Below are 20,359 nucleotides of genomic sequence, written 5' to 3' on the forward strand. Positions count from 1 at the left end.
ACCTAATCCTTCATTTTTATGTCGGGATTAGCTGGAGTGCCCGTTTGCTGGGAACTCCATAACTGGCTTTTGACAGCATTGAATTCCGAAGGGACGGGAGTGGAATTTGCTGGTTTGTCCGTAGCAAGATAAACTCCGCAAACATTACTCCCTTCTTCACAGGAATCATCAATTCTTTTATAGTTATTGATATTCTCAATATCTGGCTGTGATAAAGAAGTTGACGTGTACCTATAGAAATGGCCCGCAACATTTGATTCAGGAGTTTCTCCACTTATCATCGTGAAAGACATAGTTCCTACTGCAATTGCAATAGCAATCGTACCTGTAACATTTTTCTTGATTATCTCCTTGATATTCATCTTAATGGTCTTTTTTATAATTCAAAAAAAGGTTGCCTCAAAAAACTTTAGTTAGAAATATTTTTTATCAGTCTTTTGGCCGACAAGCCCTCAGTAATTCTGCTTCCCGCATTGTTACTTCGTAATTTGTACCATAGATAAATTCCCCAACCGCTTAGCGTCAAAAAGAAAAGGTTGAAGAAAAGATGCTGGGTCCAGTTCATTCCGCTGATGACCGATCCGCATCCGCAGGGCAGCTTCTCCCAAGCTCCCAACAGTGCTACAGTTATATAGCCGGTAAAGACTGTCAATAATACAGTCGACATGATTAAGCCTACCTTTTGGAACCTCGTAATGACCAGAGCTGCTATTGTTGCCGCCTCCAAAATTGGAAGAGAGTAAATAAGGACGTATCCCAAGCGATCAGAAAAAGGTTGATTAAGGATACCGTTTCGAAATGAAGGGAAATCCGTTATCTTGTCGATAGTGACCGGAATCCAAAGTACAAGCAGCAAAATAATGATTGCTCTGTACAGATGAGATGTTCCAAATTTCCTTTTCATGTTTCCTTTTATTATTGATGTATGTTCTTTCCATCGAAGAAGCTCAGATCCTATCATCAATGCCTTCCCGATATTTCAAAGGTCGGAACAGTTTATGTCAAAAAAAGCGCAATCATATTGCGCTTTTTTTGGGGTAAAACTCTCTTTTCTCAGAAAAAACGGATTATAAAGATGTGCTAGTGATCATATGAGTTATTTTTTGATCGGGCATCTCGCCAAATGGGCGGATGCCATCTGTACGGTTCTTCGGGAGATGTTGAGTATATCTGCAATCTCCTGTTGGGAAAGCATCTGGCAAAGCTGAGGTAATTCTTCGGCAAACAATAAGCATTTTTCAAAGGCGGTCCCTTCGAGCGAAATTCTACGGAGGGCGGACATCTGTTTCTTTTTTTTATTGGCAAGTACATTGATGAGAATATCGGCATTTCTGTCCATCTCCCTCAGTTCAAGGATCGAACGATAGCTAAGCTGGATTATCTTTGTTCCCGGACGAAGGACTATAATATCCCCTTTGCTCGGTGTAGAACTGTAAAGGTGGTTCGTTGTCATGAGCCCCATCCCCGATGTTCCGACGCTTAGGATCTGTCTTTTGCCGGTATCGTCGTTTTCGATGACTCGTCCGATCAATCCTTTTATAACGATATAGATCTCTTTCTTATGTTCTCCCTCATAATATAAAAGATGGTTCTTTTTTAATTCTGTTAAGCATCGGATGTGCTTTTTGGCCCATTCAAGATGAAAGTCCTCCAATTCACAGTACTTTGACCATAACTGGATCAGAAAGCGGATCCCTGGATTATTGTTTCGCAACCGTCCCATATCATAGCAGTTTGTTGTAATGGAAATAGAGCAGTTGCCGTGTGGTGCTTTCGCTGGCTCCAATATAGCTTGCTATTTCCCGATTGCTGAGGTAATCCACATTGTTCCCGTACCGCTCCAAAAATAGATCCATACATAGGGAAGGCTCTTTTATGCACCTAAGGTAATGGGAAAACGAAAGGCCACTTCCATAATCCAGTTCCATGGCAACGGCAAGATCAAAAGCAAACTGCCTATTTTTTGCAATTAGAGGAAACACCAATCGGAATGGGACATAAAAAAGGTAGGTCGGCTCCAATGCCCTGACCAATGGGTAAAACGGGCTCCCGTCAGACGGACAGAACATTCCGGGCGTCAGGAACTGGATAAATCGGGAAAGGGTTTTTGAAATCGGAAACCTATTGTATTGTTTCAATAGCCCACTTGTTACCATGACCAGCATCGGTTCCTCGAACCTACAGTGCGAGCCCCTTGCCAGATAACCAACTGACATCTGTTCAACAAGGCCGTGTCTGTTCAGGTGAACGTAAAGAGACGACCCTTTCAGGTACCGTATAAAATGCGCTATGTCCAAAACTTTTTCCATATTCTCTCCTAGATATTTCTGCCAAGGCTGAGATGAACCGTTTACTCTTGGACTTTCCCTGAACGTTATCGTTCTTGTAGGCCGATTTGGGACGAGAAAGTCTCTTATTATAAATTTCAGGAGCTTTTTCTATGAAAAAAAGGCAAATACTGACGGTGTTTCACCGAAATAGCAAAAAACAGTCAGTATTTGAATGTTTTCTGTAACAATATTGAAACGAAAATGAGGTATCAGATCCTGTCAACGGAAGAAACACTGTTCATAGAGGCCTTATACGCTTTTCTAAAATTCCCCAGATCTCTATAGCCGACCAGAAGGTAGACTTCTTTCATAGGCATGCCCATTTGGGAGATCAGCCTCGATGCTTCGATCATCCTTAGTTTGATGATGTAGTCATAGGGCTTGATGGCATAGATGAGCTTGAACTTCTTTTGGAATGCCCCTTCGGTAAACGAACCCATTTCGGCCAGTGTATTCATATCCAACGGTTCGCGATAGTGCTTTTCCATATAGAGCCTGATCTTGTAGATAGCAACCCATCCTGTTTCCAATAGTTTTTTGTAATAGTGGCTCAGGGCAAAGGCTATTTTTTCCCTCAATTGTAATTTGACTATGCCACGGCTCTGGTCATTTACCTCGAAGAGTGCCAATAGTATCTCTTTCAAATCCGTATCGATCCGGCATCTCGGCATTATGCTGAACTGCCTTTCTGAGGTGAGCATCTCGGTCAGCGCTTCTCTCAACTCTGGATAAGGTCTGACAATATCCTTTGCCCATTTCGGATCTAGGGATACCACCAGTGTACTGACGGTAGAATCCGCAGGTATACTTACATGATAGGTGCCCTGGCTGTTATGGGATGGATAGAAGCTGTTCTCTTTTGCCTTTGTGATCTCGGCCCCGCTCTCTGTCGAGAATCCGATTTCTCCCTCCAGAACGAACAGAATGAAAAGCCTGTCCCCATTGATGCTGTACCGGAACGATAATGGCACAATGCAGTTGCACTGGATCAGCTCAAAATGGTATTTCTTGAGCACCAGTTTCTGCCGGAGAAATTCTGCTGCCCCGAAAGAATAAAGTATTGCGGAATCCGCAGGCTTCATCTGGATCCAGTTATCGGGGAACGGTTGTCCCATGAGGTCCTCGATACTTAAGGGGTCTTCGAAAAATCGGATATCATAATGTTCTTCCATAGTCCTACTCTAGTTCAGTGATCTGCCATAGATGTTCCATAACCTAGGAATTAAGAATCTAAAAAATACTTAAATATAACAAACTGGCCTCCAAGAAAGCATTCCTTTCGATGAAATAAGGTTCTTTCTGGATGAAATTGGGATAAAAGATGATCTCCCCATCCAAACAAACATCAGTACGGATAAAACACCCTGTTAGCCGATTACTATATTGCCCATTTTCCGGATGAACTCCCTTATCTCCGAGAGGCTCTTTCTGCCCAGTCCGTCCATGGCGGCAAGCTCACTGTCCGAAGCTGCGAGCAGATCCGCCACCGTAGAAATTCCGTTCCTCAAGAGGATATTTACCGGTCTTCGAGGGAGTTCGTCCTCCAGATAGATAAGTTCCTCATCCAAGATAGCAGAGAGCACGAAGTCCCCTTCTCCCAGAAGGTATCTGAGCTTCCTGAAAAGTTTATAGAGCGAGGCATAGTCCAGCCTTGCAAGGTCTATCCTTGCCTTTTGACCTTCCACGTATATCTCCACTTCCATTCTCTTCATGGCATCCTTTTTATCCGTTAAGCTCCTGCATAACATCCTTCGTTTAATTTGGCATATTTAATTTTTTCGTGCAATTTTTTTCGGCCAACTGCCGTTTGACCCATACGAAACTGCAATTTCGCTCGATATTCCGTCCGGCGGGCATTTCAGAAGCCCCATTACGGTGTTGCCGGCACGTTTCCAGATTTGGGGACAGGCCCAATTTTCGCTATATTAGAGAGACCTATATATTCCGAATAAGAAAAAGAGCCCCGAATATGCGGATCTTCGACTATTCAGATATCGATGAGTTTGAGATACAAACGCTTGAGACATTTGATGTTTATGCTGAATTTAATATCGTTGAATAACATCCCTAGAGAATATAGCCATGAAACAACAGCGAAAAAAATACAGTGGAGAAAAGAACAACAGGGAACGTACCATGGGGAAAATGATCGCTTCAGTGGGAAAGGTACTTAAAGAAAAGGGATATACAGGACTGACCGTAGCGAATATTTCGAAATGTGCGGGAGTGGACCGAAAGCTTGTCACTCTATACTTCGGATCGGTGGAAAAGCTGATAGAGACCTATATCAAGGGCAAGGACTATTGGTCTTCTGTGACCCTTGGAGCAATGGCGTTGTTCGGAAACTCTCCTAAGACCGGATCGAAGGATCTTCTGGAATTGATGCTTATGGACCTTCTTACCGAACTAAAGGGAAACGCCGAGCTACAAAAAATTATATCCTGGCAGATCTCTGAAAGATCAGAAGTCATGGCACACGTTGCCAGGGAGCAGGAAAAGATGGGCTCCCTGTTCATTGCCTTCCAGGACAGGGAACATAGGGAGAAGGATCTGGACCTTCGGGCGATTTCAGCAATACTGCTTTCGGGGATCAATTACCTCGTCCTGCACTCAGTAAATACCAACAGCACGATCTGTGAGATAGATGTCTCAACAAAGGAAGGAATGGACAGGATCAGGGCAGCGGTAAGCAAGATTTTGGAATGGGCCTATACTGACCAAGGAGTCAGTTCTAACAGTGCTATTCAGGGATCACGTTTAGCGGAGTAATTTAAATCTATCGAAATTGGACACAGTTTAATCTATAGTTTCATAAGCCAATAATAGCATACTGAAATCATTCTTCACATGTTCACTACTTCAAAAAAAAGAACCCCAAAAAGAACCACCGTTACAAAAAAATATAGGTTTGTGTCATTAAAATGCAATGTTTTGTATTCCCCTACGGGCTACAGATCTTGAGATCAAAACATACTAAAACGCTGTAAATTAAATGTTTGCAGCGTTTTTTGTTTTGTCGGATTTTACAAATTATTCAGTTTTTCCCATAATAAAAGTGAGTCATTCGGTGAGTCACTTTTTCAAAATGTATGACTCACTGGAAAGGGGTTAATCTTTTGATTGACAACATGTTCAGAAATTGAACATCTTGATTTCGTTAGGCTGCAAGGCTAATTTTGTTTCACTTAAATGATCAGATCATGAGTACAAATTATTCCTTGCTCTTCTACCTGAAGAAACCAAAAAACTACACAAGTGGTCCTAAGCCGATCTACATGCGCATCACCGTGGACGGTATTCCCAAAGAAGTGTCCACCGGAAAAGACTGCGATCCCTGCAAATGGAATTCCAGAGGCAATCGTGCCAAGGGAACTACAGAGAACGTAAAAACGTTGAACACCTACCTTGACACGCTTGAGCACAAGATTGCTGACATCCACCTGCAGATGGCTAAGAATGGAGCAGAAATCACAGCTGAATCCATTAAACTGAAATATCTCGGAAAGGATATCCAGCGGAAAACATTAATGGATGTGTTCCGTGAACACAACGAACAAATGAAAGCTTTATTGGGCAATGGTTTTAAGCCCAATACGCTCAAAGGCTACAACTCATCCCTTTCCCATATCGGGCTGTACCTCCAAGCGAGCTTCGGGGCGGAGGATATAGAGGCACGAAAGCTCGACCATGCCTTCGTGGTCGGCTACGAATTTTTCCTGCGATCCTCTAAAGGTTGCTCGGAAATCTCTGCGGCAAAGTATATGAAACATTTCCGCAAGATCGTAAAGATATGTATCGCCCACCGGTTGATCACCGAAGATCCCTTTGCCTTCTATAAAAACACAGCCAAGGCAAGACCGAAAGAATACCTTACCAGAGATGAACTTGACCGTATCGAGCAAAGGACATTTTCGATAGCGAGGCTGGAGCATGTAAGGGATATCTTTGTGTTCAGTTGCTATACAGGATTATCTTATGCTGATGCAAAAAAGCTGACCGTTTATGATATTGCCAAAGGTGTGGACGGTAAACTATGGATATTGACCAATCGGGAGAAAACAAATACGACTTCCAACATCCCTTTGTTACCCAAGGCGCTCACTATATTGGAAAAGTACAGGGATTACCCACCCTGCCAGGCCAAAGGAGTCGTACTTCCCGTATTGAGCAACCAGAAGATGAACAGCTACCTCAAGGAGATCGCTGACCTATGCGGCATTGCCAAGGAACTTACTTTTCACATGTCACGGCACACGTTTGCTACTACGGTGACACTATCCAATAATGTACCTATTGAAACCGTTTCCAAAATGCTTGGACATACCGATCTCAAGACCACACAACACTATGCCAAACTATTGGATACACGAGTGGCAAGCGATATGAATAGATTGGAGGAAACATTGGATAATAAAAAACCGAAACGCGATACAATAACGCCGGATGCCGTTATCGGGAAAATACCGGTTGTCTCGCTACAGCCGTGTTTGAATACTGATAAAGCTGGCTAAAAGAAGAATTTTGCAAAAGAAATGTAGATTAGCAAGTAACTCCTTGCTAACCTACATTTAATCTTTCGCAGACCTTGGAGATTCTCGGTTTTTTGGGTCTAAGCGAAGTATAGTCACCAGCGGAGAAAATGATCAAAGGCCGTGCCTACATGGTACACTCAGAAATCACTAACCTACCAAAACTCGAAAACAGTTATATGTTTATTCCGGTAAAATCGCTTTGACCACTTAATTCACCGTAAATTTATACTGACCGAATGAATTTGTAGACTAATAATAATCGGTTTATGGTGTATCAGAAGTATTTCGTGGTGGTCAAACACCATTTGGTCGAAAATATTTGTCCAAGATTGCCATTTTTTTTTAAATTTAATTCCCGTTTTGAAGGTTTTGCAGCTATACGGATATGAAAAGGACGGTAAAATATATGTTCAGGTCGCATGCTGTTGTGACCGATATCACTGGGAATACGCCTCGGTGTAGGTCTCGTTTGCCCTATGCCCAAACTGAGCGTATAGATATTAAAGAGGGTAACATTATCAGTCAGCATTACAGCCATATCCTTTTCTTTCTTGAGGTGCTGGAAGTTTATATACATACCGATCTTCAGGCAGATTACCTGATGGAGGATACCAGTCTATTCCTCTTTATGATGCTGGAAGGGAATATTTTATTCCAGAAATCCGATGGAACACATATAGCCGAAGCAAAAGAAAACATCTGCTATGCTACGTACAACCGGCAAGGCACGTATTCGTTCAGCTTACCGGCAGGAAGACACCGTCTCTGCTATATCATTCCTAGGAACGAGTGGGTAACAAAGAATATCCGCTATTATCCAAGATTGGAACCGTTTCTACAGCAGATGGAACAAAACAACCTGGCATTCGGACATATGCCCTCCTGCCGTATCGAAAAAGGAATGGAAAGAAGTCTTGATAAACTCTTTGAAAGGACAGTGATAAAGGATAAGGATCTTGAGGCAGTCTTGTTGCGCGATGCAAAAAGGGTGCTGTATCATTATCAGATGGCTGTGGAGAAAAAAATGACCGCTCGCGCCTATCTTATAAAAGAGTATATGGATCAAAATTATTCAGATCCCAATTTGACCAATAAAGCATTGATGGATAAATTTTACATCAGCGAAAGAACACTGATTGACACGTTTAAGGATGAGTTCGGAGAAACTCCACATAGATACCTGATAAATCTTCGTATGAAGGAGGCGAAAAGACTTTTGCAGATCGAGAAAAAAACTCCAACAGAAGTCAGTGTTTTGGTGGGATACGACAATTTTAGGAGTTTTAGGACACAGTTCGTCAAGACATTTGGATTTCCGCCCTCAGAGTACCGTTAAGCAATTTTTCCAGCTCTTTTTAGGTTATCAAAACTTTCTGGGTGTCAAAAAACTTACATTTTTACCCCATTTTTCTACCAAAAACACCCAAATTTTCTCTGTTTTTTGACACCTCCATTCGAGAAATGATATTGAACTTTGTTAAGTAAGCTTGAACAATTATTCTCTTTGGAGAAATTAAAGATATGGTAAGCGTATCGGGCTCCACACCATCTTTCCCGATGGCAGAGTCCCAGACAGGGTAGCCAACGGTAGTGAGACCAGTTACCCATATCCGCCGATACGCAGATGGACAGGTTCGGATGTCGGGACACAGGGGCGAGGGTTACATCGATAAAGTGCAGACAAGCCCAATGGGCAAGTGGGGCCAAGGCCGCCCTGCTGAACAACAGGCAAATGGATAAAGTTAAAAAATGGATGCAATGAACAGCAAAGGCATAGCGAAAAGAAGAATGGCAGATTTCCTCCGAAAAATCGGGGAACTGTACAGGTCTATACAGACTAGACTGCATGCCATATTATTGCGGATATCCATGATCGTTCCATTGGTTGAAAAAATTACCGTTATAGAAAGGTCTCCTTGTCGGATTGCCTTAGCCCAGAAGAGAGTTGTTAACAGGTTCTATTATCCTTGTAAGTTTGCACTCTTTAGGCTTTGCTCGGCTGATCGGTTTCAAGGAATCTGGTCAACCACGGCACAGGATCCCTCGATGGCATCGCTGTGAGGCAAAACCGGGATGCAAAGATTACTAAAAATATTTTAAACTAAAGTTCGCACTCATCTTCAAGTGCATAATTTGCCTATGGCAACTATAAAGAAAAACTGGCTACGTGCCGGTATATCATTATTCGTTTTATTGTTAGGGGTTTTCTATATTGTGAAGGCAACGGAGATGGAAGTTGGCAAAAACAATATAGTCATGCAACAGCGTTGGTATAGCACCGATGCTTCAGGCCAGAACATTGGAGTACTGCTGACATCTCCACCTCCAAGCGTCGGTGGTGAGGGTTGTGATCAGTTAAACAGCGGTGATTTCTGTGCGAAATTGCTAGAGTTTGTCGCATCCGTTAATCCCGAAGACTTGGAGGGACTCTCGATTGCAGATATTGAAAACGACATAACCGATGTTGAAGAACGGGGTGCAGCAAAGCATTTGCCCAGCAATTAATTGGTTCTCCAATGATAGAAACTTCTCAGGACGGATGTTCTGGGAAGTTTCTTTAGATTCACGGCTATTCTCTTGGATTGTCCTCCAGTCCGGACTGTAATATGGATTTATAAGGAATCGGTAAAACATACAGATTGCTATTTGGGGGCAGTTCATATTCCTCACCATTGACCTTTCTCTTTAATACCTTTGCAAATTCCGGCTCCCTGTTCAACCTTTTTAGGTCAGACCATCGAAGTCCCCGAAAGAAAAGCTCTTTTCTTCTTTCTTCTAGAATTCGTTCTAACAGTAGCTTCTGATCTGCTATTTCTATCGTTTCAAAAGTAAGATCGTATCGGCTTATTAACAGTTGGTTCAAAGCTTCCAAGGATATTGGTAGCTGATGGAGACGACAAGCAGATTCTGCCTTTATCAGATAGAGTTCGTCCACAGCCAATCCCGTGAACCATAACGGCACCCCGGTATACGAGCCTATAAAAGCATCCGTATCGTTTCTTTTTCCAAAATACGCTTGTTTTCTCAGGTCGTTTTCGGCGTAACTTTTTAGTAATATGGTATCTATCGTCAAACTCCCTCCTAGAAACGATGTTACCATGGACAGTGTTACCGAACTGCTCATGAAGAGTATCTCGGGGTTCGTTTCCCGAATACCATCAAAGGTAAAATAGGAGCCGCTTGGATTGGGCTGTCCTAGATTATCAAGATCATTAAAGTCTATCAAGGTGCTATTTTCGGAAAGTGCCAGTTCGGCGTACTCAAGCGCCTTTTCATAGTTTGACTGTTGCAGATAGACCCGTGCCAGTAAGGCCAGGGCAGCTCCCTTGTTAGGTCTTTCCCTTACTAAGGTAGAATGAGGCAGTAATGGTATGGCTTTTTCAAGGTCTCCAATGATCTGCCGGAAAGTCTCTTCAAGTGATGCCCTTTTCTCCACAATGTTAACGTCAGCCTCCAAACGGAGCGGAATCCCAAGATCGCTTCCCGAGGTCATCGGGTCATATTGCTTACAGAACACCTGACTTAACTGAAAGAATGTAAATGCCCTTACGAACAGTGCCGAGCCAAGAATGGAATTTCTGGTCGACCCCTCAGAAGCATCTATTTCCATATCCGACAGTCCGTCGATCACTATATTGGCATGGAGCACCCTTTTATACGCATGGTTCCACTCACCCACCTCTTCTGTACCAAAAATGTCCTTTTGCCACGTGTAGGCATTCTTCTCAAATGTTGGGTGGTTAGCATTATATATAATATCCCTGATATAGATCTCATCACCTCCCAGTATCCCGAGTCCGGATGCCGTAAAGTAGTTGATCACCATGCCGTTGTCCATTATTGCTTGATAATCCTCCAGCGATTCCGGTATAACCTGACTGAAGTTATACCGTTCCTCCAGGAAATCTTTCATACAGGAAGCCGTACCGGTTGCAATCGAAAGCAAAACTCCAATATGTAACCATTTATATCTTCGTAAAATTATTTTTTTCATCATCGTATTTAATTAAAAGTGACCAAGATTTAAAAAGAAGCCTGTAAGGACAGGGAAGTGATGCGAGGAGCAGGAAAATCAGCAGTTTGATATTCTGGGTCTATGCCCAGCTTATTTGCTTTCCAAAGAAGACCGACATTCCTCATGTTCAACAATACACGTAAACTGGAAAACTTCATCTTATTCGCCGGATTTTTCTTCCATTCATATCCCAGCTGTATATTTTGCAGCCTGATATAATCACCTTTAGCAATCAATGCATCCGAATATTTATAGACCTGCCCCTCATAATAGGAATCACTCGAAGTACTGTTCGTATAGGGTACGGCCGAAGGCACATTGGTTGTCTGTTCGTCCCCCGGACTCTTCCACCTGTTGGCAATATCCTGATGATAGTAGCCTGCACTAAAATACTCGTAACCGGGCAACATCGACTCAGCGCGCCAGATATGGCCTGCTTTCCACAGCAGGTGCAATCCGAAGGAAAAGTTTTTATACCGGACCTGATGAAGCCAAGATCCGAAATAAGGAGCGCGGGTCACACCTGCTACGCGCATTTGTTCCATGGGGTACTGTTCATAATATTCCCGATAGGTTTTTCCGCTGGCATCGTCAGGCAGCAATGTTCGCCCCGTATTCCCATCAAGACCATACCAAGGTAGCGTATATACCGTGTTTAATGATTCCCCTTCTCGGGGAGGGTTCGTCATGAACATCATGTTCACATCGTTCTGTTGCGACATGTTGTATGAGGTAACCTTGTTTGTATTTTTACTGAACATGAATGTCATATCCCACTCAACAGGCCTTTCCCTCAATACGTCAACATTCAGCTGCATATCTATCCCCTTTGTCAATAAACCCGCATAGTTGACCATGTTGTCTACCCTTGGTAAGACAGTGGTTACGATACCTGCGGTCGGATCCAGCAGGTCCTCACCTATCAGGTCACTGGCCGACTTACGGTAGAAGTCCAGCCTTCCCGTGACCCTGTTCTTCCATATCGAGAAATCCAACGCGATGTTCCACGTCTTCACGTTCTCCCATTTTAGTCCGGGATTTCCTACACTTTCCAAAATTGCCATCGGTAAGTTCGTCTGTTGATCCGTGCCGTAGCTTACGATATTATAGACAGACACGGATCTGTTCACATTACCGCTGCTGCCAAACGAAGTACTGATCCGCAGGTTGTTAAATAACGCGTCCCCGATAATCTTACTTTTCGTAAGATTCCATCCTATTCCTGTTGACCAAAGGGGAATTCCTTTTTGGTTGGTCTTTACCCCGAATAGATTGGATGCATCCCACCTTAGGCTACCCGTCAGGTCAAGATATCCGTTCCAGTTGGCACCGGCATTGGCGTAATAAGATATAAACCTGTCCACGACCTTGGAAATCCCGACGGGCGATGTTGGAATCACTGCTGATGAGGTCGGCCTTGTCGCATACCGTGTATTATAATCAAATTTATTTACTGCCGTCATCACATTGGGATCATAATCGTAGAAGAGATACCGCGGAAGCCCTTCGGCGATCCCCTGCCGTATCTCCGCACCAGCCAGAGCAGATATTTCTATTTTTCCAAATACCTGTTTGTAATCGGTCTGTAGACGGGCGTTATGGACTTCACTCCTGGAACCGGCATCTCCACTTAGTATATCACCATATGGTATAATCTGGGTTCCACCTTGTTGTGTAAAACGATTGACAAGGTTTCGCACATAAAAGCTTTCTTTCCCATAATGTGTCCAGTTCTTGTTCTGGTCTGTAGTATATTGGTACATGAGGCTAAAATTGAGAAATTCCCGAAATCGATACTGTAAGGTTGCCTGTGCCTGTACCTCATAAGCCTCTTGCCTGCTATCGATAAGCTCCCTTTCATCCAACGGTCTGTAAAGCCAGTCCAATAACCCGTTGTCTTCGGCTTGCTGCTGATAGGAAAACCGGTACGTTCTGGGAAAGGCCATGCTCTTACCTTCATCATCCCTTAACCTTGCATACGTAGGAAAGTCGTTGAGACTTAACGATATTCCGTTGGAGGAGGATCGGATCTGCGTATAGCGAAGGCTCGTATTGATATCTATGTTATTGGATAGCCGGAATCCGTTATGCAAAAGGGCATTCATCCTTTTGTATTCGTTTCCGATAACCTGCGCCCTGTTTCCGTCATAGTTTATCGAGGCGTAATAATTGTGTTTATCCGATCCGCCCCTAAAGTTTAGGGCATATTGCTGGTTGATGGAATTTCGGTAAAGGAGGTCTTTACCCTCCGTTCTGATATCGGTTGCCAGCATCCGTTGCTTTTGCTGTTCAAAATCATTTATCAGCCCGTCCTGTTCCGCAATCAACAGTTCGACATATAGTGGGATGGGCGTTTGGTTTCTAATGGCGTACCCACCGTTTTCAAAGATGGTTTCTTCGATATCCATCAGCAAGGGCGACCTCAGCCGTTTCTTATTGTAGAATAGATCCGGTCTGCTCCCTACAGAAAGGTTTCCGGTAAACGAAACGACATTCGGTTTCCCATAAGCTCCTGTTTTTGTCGTGACAACGATCACACCGTTACCGGCCCGGGCTCCCCATATCGAAGAGGCAGCAGCATCTTTAAGTATCGTAATGCTCTGTACGTCATTAGGATTGATGGTTGAGAGGTCTCCATCATAAGGGAAATTATCAATTACGATCAGCGGCGATGCATCTGATTCAATTGTAGAAAGCCCACGGACATTCATTGGCGTGACATAGGTTCTGCTACGGTCAAAATCCAGCCCGGTTGCCAGTCCCTCTATTTTATCCTGGATATTTGTGGACACGATAGCATCAAGCTGTTTATTACCGATGTATGAAAAAGAACCTGTCGACCGCTCCTGTGGAATCTTAAAGTACCCCGTATTGACCACTACCTCTTCTATGCTGTGCTCTATAGGAAACATAACGATCCGGAGGTGCTGCATGTCGGAAGTTATCTCCAGTACCGTCTCGTTGTAACCAACCCTTCTGGCGGTCAACAATTGGTTATCGGGTATAGGGTTGTATATCCGGAATACACCATTTTCATCGGTAGCGGTTATTTTTGAGCCTAGCTGTATGGTTACCTTGGCAAGAGGCGCTCGGGATAGCGAATCCAGCACCGTTCCGGTGACATATTGTTGGGCAAGCGCCGTAAGCGGCAACAACAATAAAGCAAAAATTGCACATTTTATCTTTTTCATCGTTAGTTAGTTCGAAGTGGATAGTTGGAAATGGTGACTTCATCATGCCTTCCTGCAAGCAGGGCTTTGATATTTTCGCGGGTAATCGACTCGTTGCGTGGCACTGCAAACAATCTTCCATCCAATATCCATACGACCCCTAAATAATCTCTATAGGAAGCCATAAGGATTTCATCTAATGGCTTATTGTTGATGACCGAAGGGAAAGTCCATCCAGTTTTCTCCATAAAAGTTTGCATCCGCTTTTCGTTATCGTATCTATTTACGGGCAATAGCGATACGTCTCTTGCGTTAAGTACCGAAATTAAGCTGTCAATATGCTTAACGGATTTGATACAGGGTGCACACCATGTAGCCCAAAAATCCAGGATGATCAATTTCCTATTCCGATAATCATTCATCGTAATGGTGTCTTTTCCGTCCGGATGGTTGACGACCTGTAGCGGAAGGTTCCATAATACCTCCGGTATCGTATCCCCGATCTGCAGAGGTTTGAGGTCCGTTAGCCCTGCGTCAGCCCGCTCTCCAACGGACTGTGCATAGGCGTTACTAAACATTATGAAACAAAAAAGCAGTAGTAACGATGCCTGCCGGACATATACCAGTCTATGTCCTTTGACGGCAGGCGTGCATATGCTTTCAAATGAAAAGAGTGTTATATATATTCGCTTTACTTTAGGCCAAAGCGTGGCCATTGCGTATAAAAACGTCATGTATTCAAATTCTAAGTGATTGAAAAATTGGGTTAGATTAAGAAAGGTCGTGAACAAGGAGCAATTGCAAGAGTTATTTGCAAATCAGCTTGCGCACAGTAGACATTAGTAATCTATACAGGAGGCTTTTTTAGGTTTTTATAAAGATGTTCTTTTCTTTTCATGGCTCGTTAAGTTCTGAGCCTTTAAAAGAAAACGGAGCGATTCTGCTTTCTGATCGTTGCCGAGGTACTACCGCTAGGACCTTAAACTCGATCGTACAACAGAGGTTCGCCCCGTATTTCTTGCAATTATACAAAAAAATCCGGGGGATATTCCCCTGTTGCCCCGAGTTTGTCAAAAGGCGGTAGTTTCCGACAACGAGGCTCTTTGGTTATATATTATTTATAATATTTCTCTAAATCAATATGATCAAACTATCTATTTAAGAATACATTTCACTTACATTATACAAATATATAATAAAAATATAGTTAAATACAACTTTTTTACAATTTAAAATATAATTCACCTCTACATATATTGCATATATATTATATAAGAATTGGAAAACGATAACACAAATATACATAGAGGGCAATATTTACATGAAGTCCTGAGAAATCATCCTCGGAGAATAAAGGATATAGTAGAAAGTGCAGGCTATAAATATGGAACTTTTTATAAGCATAAAAACAATCCAGAGCTCTCCTATGAAATACTTGCTAAGTATGGAAGGGTTATCAATAAAGATTTTTCCGTCGAGTTTCCTGAAATGAATGAGTTCCCATCTTTAGCATTGGTTGAAACAGGGTCTTCCCCAAATTCACCAGGCGATATACGTCGTGAGCTTGATGATTTACGGGAGAAGTACTCTTTATTCTTGAATAAACACAATGCAATGTTAGAGGCAAACATCGCTCTTCGAGAGGAAAATATCACTCTAAAAGAAGAGATTTCAGAATTAAGAAGGAGATTGGATCAACATAAGTAATAGGAGGGAAAAAATATGCAAATTCAAAAACTATTCATTAAAAACTTTAGAGGTTTTGAAGAAAAAGAATTCAAGCTAAACCCTCGCTTTACGGTAGCTATTGGAGATAACGGCACAGGAAAATCCACATTGCTACATGCCGTACAGGTTGTTGCAGGGGCTTTTTTCCTTGGGCTCCCTCGTGTAACACGAAGACATATACAGGAAAACGAAATCAGGTTTTCCATTAATCGCACCTCTAAGCAGGCAGAGTATTTTACCCCCACCATAGTAGAAGCTACTGGCCATATTAATGGTAGCGGTGAATTTACATGGCGCAGGATCATTCCCGAATACGGAAAGTCGAACTCTGTTAAAATCGAAGATATCGGGCAGATTAGAGATCTTGCGGCAGCCTACGCAGCATCCTTGAACAAGCCCAACAGACCCATGCTTCCATTGATCGCATTCTATGGTGTAAGGCAGTTGGGAGGCAGCGATGTCCGTCGGAAAAGGGTCAAAAAGAACAGAGTTATTATCCGGGATGGATATTACAACGCATTGGGTCCAAAATCCGACGAAAACCAGTTTACCCAATGGTTTTATTACTACGGTGAAGAACTAAAGGATGGAAACGAATTCGAAGGTACTTATGAGGCTGTCATAGACGCCATCGAGACGGCTATTCCGTATTTAAAGAACGTCACATTCGACAACTTTAGATTGGAACTTGTTGCAGACTGTGAGATCGAAGGACAGCCGACAAAACGACTGCCCCACTCGCTTATGAGCGATGGCGTAAAAAGAATGCTGGGTATTGTAACAGATATTGCATACCGATGCGCGACTTTAAATGGTTATCTAGGACGTGAGGCCGTAAAAATGACAACAGGGGTTGTTATGATCGATGAGTTGGACATGCACCTTCACCCAAACTGGCAACGTGTCGTCGTAAGGGATCTGAAAAGAGCTTTTCCCAATATCCAGTTTGTTGTTACGACACATTCACCCTTTATTGTCCAATCGGTTGAAAGCGATGAACTGATCAATCTTGACTTTATTATGGATATCCCTCCAAATGAGCTAAAGATAGATGAGGTGGCGACCGACATTATGGGAGTAGACAGCGCTTTCGCCGTGGAGAATGAGGAAAAGTACGAACAGGCCAAGAAGCTTTTGGGTATGCTGGATACAGATATCGATATATCCAGGATAAACCACGCGCTTGACGAAATTACCGACCCGGGGTTAAGGGCATTTTTGGAGCTCAATAAACTGTCAAAAGGAAAGAAATGAGACCGTTAAGCAAGGGAGCCGTTCCGCAGAACAATGGGAGTGATGTCCATGTAAGCGAGTATGCCGAATGGCGTATGTATCTGATAGAACGGATAGGTTATTATTGTGCCTACTGCAATATGCCTTTGAGCCATAGCCTTAATGTAGAACATGTGGTGGCCAAAACTCCTCGGGAAGGCCAAGATGCGGGAGATTATCTGGCCTGGGAGAATATGCTACTTGCCTGCGGTCCTTGTAACACTGCCAAAGGAAATATACCAACAGCCAATGACAGGTATTATTTACCCGAGACGAACAATACACTGATCCCGTTTGATGTGCAGGAACATCCCGAGAATCCAAACGCTGCGATTATCGTTCCCAGCGCGGGACTGAATGATCTGCAGAACATGAAGACCCGAAATACAATTGAATTAGTAGGGCTTGACAGGATAGACCTCCGCAACAAGGTAGTTGACATCCGTTGGAAAAGAGAAAAGCGACATTGTTATTGGCGCAGTTATCTTACGATCTTTTCTCAAAGGTCAAGATCTCACTCCCAGAAGAGATCGAAAATGCAGCGAGTCATGTTGCCCGATCTGCCGCTGAAACAGGATTTTTTATTTTATGGTTCAAGATATTTCGAGATGAACCAACTGTCATGGAGAAACTCTTGGATTCGGAATACATTCCCGGGACAGCAAGTGAATGCTTTAAAGAGGATACTTATGAATGGCTAAACAGAAATCCGGCAAATAATGATGACCCTATTTAGATTTTCTAATTTTAACTAGCCTGCACACACCACCCCATTCTCACCGCTTAGGCCACCGGTACGCAAAGAGACGGAATCGGGTCAAGGGCGTACGGGCGATGGACGCTAGTGGAGGGGTGCGTTTACTATACCCTTGACCTTTCCGGCTCCGTGGGTAATTTTGCAAAAGCGGTGCAGATGGGAACAATTTCCGTCCCGATATGGCAGCGGTCTTTGTTACCTCGCAAGTGGTGTGCGCACAGCGAAACACCTCTTGCATTCCGAACCGAGGTTCACGTAGCTTTCTGACGCAGGAAGAAATGCACGTGTACCGCAGGGAGACAGGGCGGTTCTATCGTTTCATCCCCTGATTCTTTTTTCTGCGCCTGCGTTTCCGCTCCTCCTCACTGGCAACGGTCTGCTGCCCGCCCGAGGCGTCGAATGCAGGTTCAAGCAACATTTCAAACAATCCCCACGCCCCTCCGGCAATGGAGGACAGCAGACCGCCGACATCAGAGTGCTTTTCAGTGTTGATGTCTTTCATAAAACTATCTGTTAAATGGGAAGTTTGCAACTGCGGATAGCGTTCAGCTAAGGCTGAAACTGCATGTAACTGCGCTTTCTGCTTTGCCGTGCCGTTTTTCATGGTATTTGCATAATCCATCCGTTCTTTCAGGCCTCGCTCAAAACCAAAGATCTCATCAAAAAGGGTTTCGCCCGACTGTTTGAATGCCGTACGGTCAAACTGGCCAAGCTTTGCTGAATGCGAAGCGTTCTTTCCTCTTGATGTATTCTGCGGACTAAGCTTGATCCTGTTGGTTATATCCTTACGGCTCACGATGATCTGTAGGTGTAACTGTTGTCCTTCCTTACGCTCACCACGTTGTTTTGTGCCGTTTTTCACTTCCTTATCATTATAGCCATAGTAACGGTAGTTTTCCAGTTTGCCGAACCAAAGCAGATCCCTATGGTCCCGTATAGTATCCCGCTTGAAATTTTTAGCGTATTCGTCCATGACCCCGATGGCAAATTCTTTAAGTCTTTCCTTAGCACCCTCTTCTCCGTACTGCGATATCAGGTGAGCCAGTTCTTTCTGGCTCGGGCTGATATTGATCAGGAAAAACTTACTGTCTTCTTTACCCAGTTTGGCTATGTTATTGTCTATACCGATCCGTACTTCATGGGGTCTGATACCGTTACTATTGCCATTGAACCATTTTTCGTGCCGGTCGAGGCTTTTCTTATCCCTGTTCTCCTTTTCCAGATAATTTACCAGTGCGCCACAGCTTCCTTTGTTATCTCCAGTTTCGGAGGTCGTGATATTGATGTACATTATGATCCGTTAAAGTTTTTCCACAGCTTGCCGTACCTGTCTGGCCAGCTCCTCTTTTTTTGTTGCCGATACCGGCCAGCCCAACGTTTCCCTTTGGGCGATATAATGTTCCAGTATCTTTCTGAAACTGGATTTCAGGGTTTCCTTCTCTCCGAGAGCTGCTATCAACTTTTTCAGATTAACATCCATCAGCTTTGCATACGCCAAACTTTCGCCTAGGGCCGAATTCCCCTTGAGCTGACCTTCAGCAATTGTCTTGGAGAGCGAGCCCATCAGTTTGACCATCGCCGTGAGTTCGTCCAGCATGGAATAGACAGGTACCAACAGGTCGCCCTCCTGTTTGCGGATAAAAGAGAGGATGCGGTTGACACCGCTCAACAGTTCCTTTTTCAGTACCTCATCGTTGAGGTCTGCCGGATCCTTCTTGCTCTTGTAGAAATAATCGACCATCTGCATGACCAACAGCCGCTTTGTGCGTCCGAGTTTTCGCGACAACAGCGCTAGCCTGTCATCGATCTCCTTCGGAAAACGTACCGATTTGGTGTTTTCATCCGACCTAACCATTGTTGTCTCCATCAGCTATTTGGATAAACCTGAACCTGCTTGCTTTAACCGGATGCCACGAAGGGATATATTCGAGATAACCGTACGACACCATCTCCGATAGGCACTTGTGGTAGGTAGCTATAGACCGTATACGTGAGAAACGCATAAGCCTGCTCCGGCTGGCGTGGAAGAAACCCCACGGATTACCTTCGTCCTGATGGTAGAAAAGTGCCATGATAAGCCCGATGTGTGATGGCAATAACCTCTTGTCAGCGGCTATCAGCTCAAAATAACCGCTGAACGAATGTCTGGGTATAAGCATATGTCTATCCATGGTCTGTCCTCCCTTTCATCATGCTGTCGATATCTTCTCTGCAATAGTACATTGTCCCACCGATCTTTTGGTACGGCAGTGTACCGTTGATCCGTAGGTTCTGTAGGGTTCCGGCAGATATACTGAGCATCTCCCTTACCTCTGCGCTGCGCAGCCATTGTCTGTCCTTTGCTTCTACGTTTTTGTTCTTTAGAATTGATCTCATTTCCTCCAATATTTCCTGCTTGAACTGCTGGAGATCCTTTTTTGTTACGATGTCTATTTCCATAGTTTCCCGATTTTTGTTACGATGATCCGGTAGCGATCCTTTCGCTGACCATGGTACAAAAATGGGGTATTATCGTATACTTAGGCTGACCAACGGAGGCTGTTGGTCATGTTCGG

Annotated in this window: 19 protein-coding genes and 1 pseudogene; 9 read left to right on the forward strand and 11 right to left on the reverse strand. The window is 43.7% G+C overall.

What is annotated here, in order from left to right; all coding sequences use genetic code 11:
* Positions 1 to 2: 2 nt before the first annotated feature.
* The 5 genes from ABD676_RS13945 to ABD676_RS13965 form a co-directional block, all read right to left on the reverse strand.
* A complete protein-coding gene (locus ABD676_RS13945; RefSeq protein WP_260042116.1) occupies positions 3 to 362 on the reverse strand; it encodes a hypothetical protein in 360 nt (119 codons plus the stop codon).
* A 47-nt stretch (positions 363 to 409) separates the two neighbouring features.
* Positions 410 to 904, reverse strand: a complete 495-nt coding sequence (locus ABD676_RS13950; protein WP_260042118.1) for a MauE/DoxX family redox-associated membrane protein — start codon at positions 902 to 904, stop codon at positions 410 to 412.
* A gap of 192 nt (positions 905 to 1,096) precedes the next feature.
* On the reverse strand, positions 1,097 to 1,786 hold the full coding sequence (locus tag ABD676_RS13955; RefSeq protein ID WP_344675332.1) for a Crp/Fnr family transcriptional regulator: 690 nt from the start codon (positions 1,784 to 1,786) through the stop codon (positions 1,097 to 1,099).
* 753 nt (positions 1,787 to 2,539) lie between these two features.
* Positions 2,540 to 3,502, reverse strand: a complete 963-nt coding sequence (locus ABD676_RS13960; protein ID WP_344675333.1) for a helix-turn-helix transcriptional regulator — start codon at positions 3,500 to 3,502, stop codon at positions 2,540 to 2,542.
* Between the two features lie 195 nt (positions 3,503 to 3,697).
* Positions 3,698 to 4,042: a DNA-directed RNA polymerase subunit alpha C-terminal domain-containing protein gene (locus tag ABD676_RS13965; protein WP_260042123.1), complete on the reverse strand. Its 345-nt coding sequence runs from the start codon at positions 4,040 to 4,042 to the stop codon at positions 3,698 to 3,700.
* A 370-nt stretch (positions 4,043 to 4,412) separates the two neighbouring features.
* On the opposite strand from ABD676_RS13965, the gene ABD676_RS13970 reads away from it, so the two are divergent.
* The 5 genes from ABD676_RS13970 to ABD676_RS13990 all read left to right on the forward strand — a co-directional run bounded on the left by ABD676_RS13970 (position 4,413) and on the right by ABD676_RS13990 (position 9,367).
* Positions 4,413 to 5,099, forward strand: a complete 687-nt coding sequence (locus ABD676_RS13970; protein ID WP_260042125.1) for a TetR/AcrR family transcriptional regulator — start codon at positions 4,413 to 4,415, stop codon at positions 5,097 to 5,099.
* Between the two features lie 431 nt (positions 5,100 to 5,530).
* Entirely contained in the window at positions 5,531 to 6,841 is a 1,311-nt protein-coding gene (locus ABD676_RS13975; protein WP_344675334.1) for a site-specific integrase, read from the forward strand.
* A gap of 406 nt (positions 6,842 to 7,247) precedes the next feature.
* Positions 7,248 to 8,198, forward strand: a complete 951-nt coding sequence (locus ABD676_RS13980; protein ID WP_344675335.1) for a helix-turn-helix domain-containing protein — start codon at positions 7,248 to 7,250, stop codon at positions 8,196 to 8,198.
* A 254-nt stretch (positions 8,199 to 8,452) separates the two neighbouring features.
* Complete coding sequence (locus tag ABD676_RS13985) at positions 8,453 to 8,602, forward strand: hypothetical protein (RefSeq protein WP_344675336.1); 150 nt, start codon at positions 8,453 to 8,455, stop codon at positions 8,600 to 8,602.
* A gap of 399 nt (positions 8,603 to 9,001) precedes the next feature.
* Positions 9,002 to 9,367: a hypothetical protein gene (locus ABD676_RS13990; protein WP_344675337.1), complete on the forward strand. Its 366-nt coding sequence runs from the start codon at positions 9,002 to 9,004 to the stop codon at positions 9,365 to 9,367.
* A gap of 64 nt (positions 9,368 to 9,431) precedes the next feature.
* Here the strand turns inward: ABD676_RS13990 and ABD676_RS13995 are convergent, their stop codons facing one another.
* Genes ABD676_RS13995 through ABD676_RS14005 form a run of 3 tightly spaced genes read right to left on the reverse strand, consistent with a single transcriptional unit; the run spans position 9,432 to position 14,625 of the window.
* Complete coding sequence (locus ABD676_RS13995) at positions 9,432 to 10,859, reverse strand: RagB/SusD family nutrient uptake outer membrane protein (protein WP_344675338.1); 1,428 nt, start codon at positions 10,857 to 10,859, stop codon at positions 9,432 to 9,434.
* 26 nt (positions 10,860 to 10,885) lie between these two features.
* Positions 10,886 to 14,068: a SusC/RagA family TonB-linked outer membrane protein gene (locus ABD676_RS14000; RefSeq protein WP_344675339.1), complete on the reverse strand. Its 3,183-nt coding sequence runs from the start codon at positions 14,066 to 14,068 to the stop codon at positions 10,886 to 10,888.
* 2 nt (positions 14,069 to 14,070) lie between these two features.
* Complete coding sequence (locus tag ABD676_RS14005) at positions 14,071 to 14,625, reverse strand: TlpA family protein disulfide reductase (RefSeq protein WP_344675341.1); 555 nt, start codon at positions 14,623 to 14,625, stop codon at positions 14,071 to 14,073.
* 700 nt (positions 14,626 to 15,325) lie between these two features.
* Between ABD676_RS14005 and ABD676_RS14010 the strand changes: the two genes are divergently transcribed.
* The 4 genes and pseudogenes from ABD676_RS14010 to ABD676_RS14020 all read left to right on the forward strand — a co-directional run bounded on the left by ABD676_RS14010 (position 15,326) and on the right by ABD676_RS14020 (position 17,783).
* Entirely contained in the window at positions 15,326 to 15,754 is a 429-nt protein-coding gene (locus tag ABD676_RS14010; RefSeq protein ID WP_344675342.1) for a hypothetical protein, read from the forward strand.
* A 15-nt stretch (positions 15,755 to 15,769) separates the two neighbouring features.
* Positions 15,770 to 17,029, forward strand: a complete 1,260-nt coding sequence (locus tag ABD676_RS14015) for an AAA family ATPase (RefSeq protein WP_344675343.1) — start codon at positions 15,770 to 15,772, stop codon at positions 17,027 to 17,029.
* A gap of 74 nt (positions 17,030 to 17,103) precedes the next feature.
* Positions 17,104 to 17,271, forward strand: a pseudogene (locus tag ABD676_RS18265) (HNH endonuclease); the annotation flags it as partial.
* 221 nt (positions 17,272 to 17,492) lie between these two features.
* Positions 17,493 to 17,783, forward strand: a complete 291-nt coding sequence (locus ABD676_RS14020) for a hypothetical protein (RefSeq protein WP_344675344.1) — start codon at positions 17,493 to 17,495, stop codon at positions 17,781 to 17,783.
* Positions 17,784 to 18,114: 331 nt separating this feature from the next.
* Here ABD676_RS14020 and ABD676_RS14025 read toward each other — a convergent pair whose 3' ends face one another.
* The 3 genes from ABD676_RS14025 to ABD676_RS14035 all read right to left on the reverse strand — a co-directional run bounded on the left by ABD676_RS14025 (position 18,115) and on the right by ABD676_RS14035 (position 20,243).
* Positions 18,115 to 19,095, reverse strand: a complete 981-nt coding sequence (locus tag ABD676_RS14025) for a DUF5712 family protein (RefSeq protein ID WP_344675345.1) — start codon at positions 19,093 to 19,095, stop codon at positions 18,115 to 18,117.
* 9 nt (positions 19,096 to 19,104) lie between these two features.
* A complete protein-coding gene (locus ABD676_RS14030) occupies positions 19,105 to 19,671 on the reverse strand; it encodes a BfmA/BtgA family mobilization protein (protein ID WP_344675346.1) in 567 nt (188 codons plus the stop codon).
* A 296-nt stretch (positions 19,672 to 19,967) separates the two neighbouring features.
* On the reverse strand, positions 19,968 to 20,243 hold the full coding sequence (locus ABD676_RS14035; protein WP_344675348.1) for a helix-turn-helix domain-containing protein: 276 nt from the start codon (positions 20,241 to 20,243) through the stop codon (positions 19,968 to 19,970).
* Positions 20,244 to 20,359 lie beyond the last annotated feature (116 nt).

The sequence above is a fragment of the Sphingobacterium kyonggiense genome, assembly GCF_039536825.1.
In the GTDB taxonomy this organism is placed as follows: Bacteria; Bacteroidota; Bacteroidia; order Sphingobacteriales; family Sphingobacteriaceae; genus Sphingobacterium; species Sphingobacterium kyonggiense.

Bases quoted from the DNA above. Each gene is read 5' to 3' on its own strand.
- ABD676_RS13945 (WP_260042116.1), bottom strand. From the start codon at position 362: ATGAATATCAAGGAGATAATCAAGAAAAATGTTACAGGTACGATTGCT.
- ABD676_RS13950 (WP_260042118.1), bottom strand. From the start codon at position 904: ATGAAAAGGAAATTTGGAACATCTCATCTGTACAGAGCAATCATTATT.
- ABD676_RS13960 (WP_344675333.1), bottom strand. From the start codon at position 3,502: ATGGAAGAACATTATGATATCCGATTTTTCGAAGACCCCTTAAGTATC.
- ABD676_RS13965 (WP_260042123.1), bottom strand. From the start codon at position 4,042: ATGAAGAGAATGGAAGTGGAGATATACGTGGAAGGTCAAAAGGCAAGG.
- ABD676_RS13970 (WP_260042125.1), top strand. From the start codon at position 4,413: ATGAAACAACAGCGAAAAAAATACAGTGGAGAAAAGAACAACAGGGAA.
- ABD676_RS13975 (WP_344675334.1), top strand. From the start codon at position 5,531: ATGAGTACAAATTATTCCTTGCTCTTCTACCTGAAGAAACCAAAAAAC.
- ABD676_RS13980 (WP_344675335.1), top strand. From the start codon at position 7,248: ATGAAAAGGACGGTAAAATATATGTTCAGGTCGCATGCTGTTGTGACC.
- ABD676_RS13990 (WP_344675337.1), top strand. From the start codon at position 9,002: ATGGCAACTATAAAGAAAAACTGGCTACGTGCCGGTATATCATTATTC.
- ABD676_RS13995 (WP_344675338.1), bottom strand. From the start codon at position 10,859: ATGATGAAAAAAATAATTTTACGAAGATATAAATGGTTACATATTGGA.
- ABD676_RS14000 (WP_344675339.1), bottom strand. From the start codon at position 14,068: ATGAAAAAGATAAAATGTGCAATTTTTGCTTTATTGTTGTTGCCGCTT.
- ABD676_RS14005 (WP_344675341.1), bottom strand. From the start codon at position 14,625: ATGTTTAGTAACGCCTATGCACAGTCCGTTGGAGAGCGGGCTGACGCA.
- ABD676_RS14015 (WP_344675343.1), top strand. From the start codon at position 15,770: ATGCAAATTCAAAAACTATTCATTAAAAACTTTAGAGGTTTTGAAGAA.
- ABD676_RS14025 (WP_344675345.1), bottom strand. From the start codon at position 19,095: ATGTACATCAATATCACGACCTCCGAAACTGGAGATAACAAAGGAAGC.
- ABD676_RS14030 (WP_344675346.1), bottom strand. From the start codon at position 19,671: ATGGAGACAACAATGGTTAGGTCGGATGAAAACACCAAATCGGTACGT.
- ABD676_RS14035 (WP_344675348.1), bottom strand. From the start codon at position 20,243: ATGGAAATAGACATCGTAACAAAAAAGGATCTCCAGCAGTTCAAGCAG.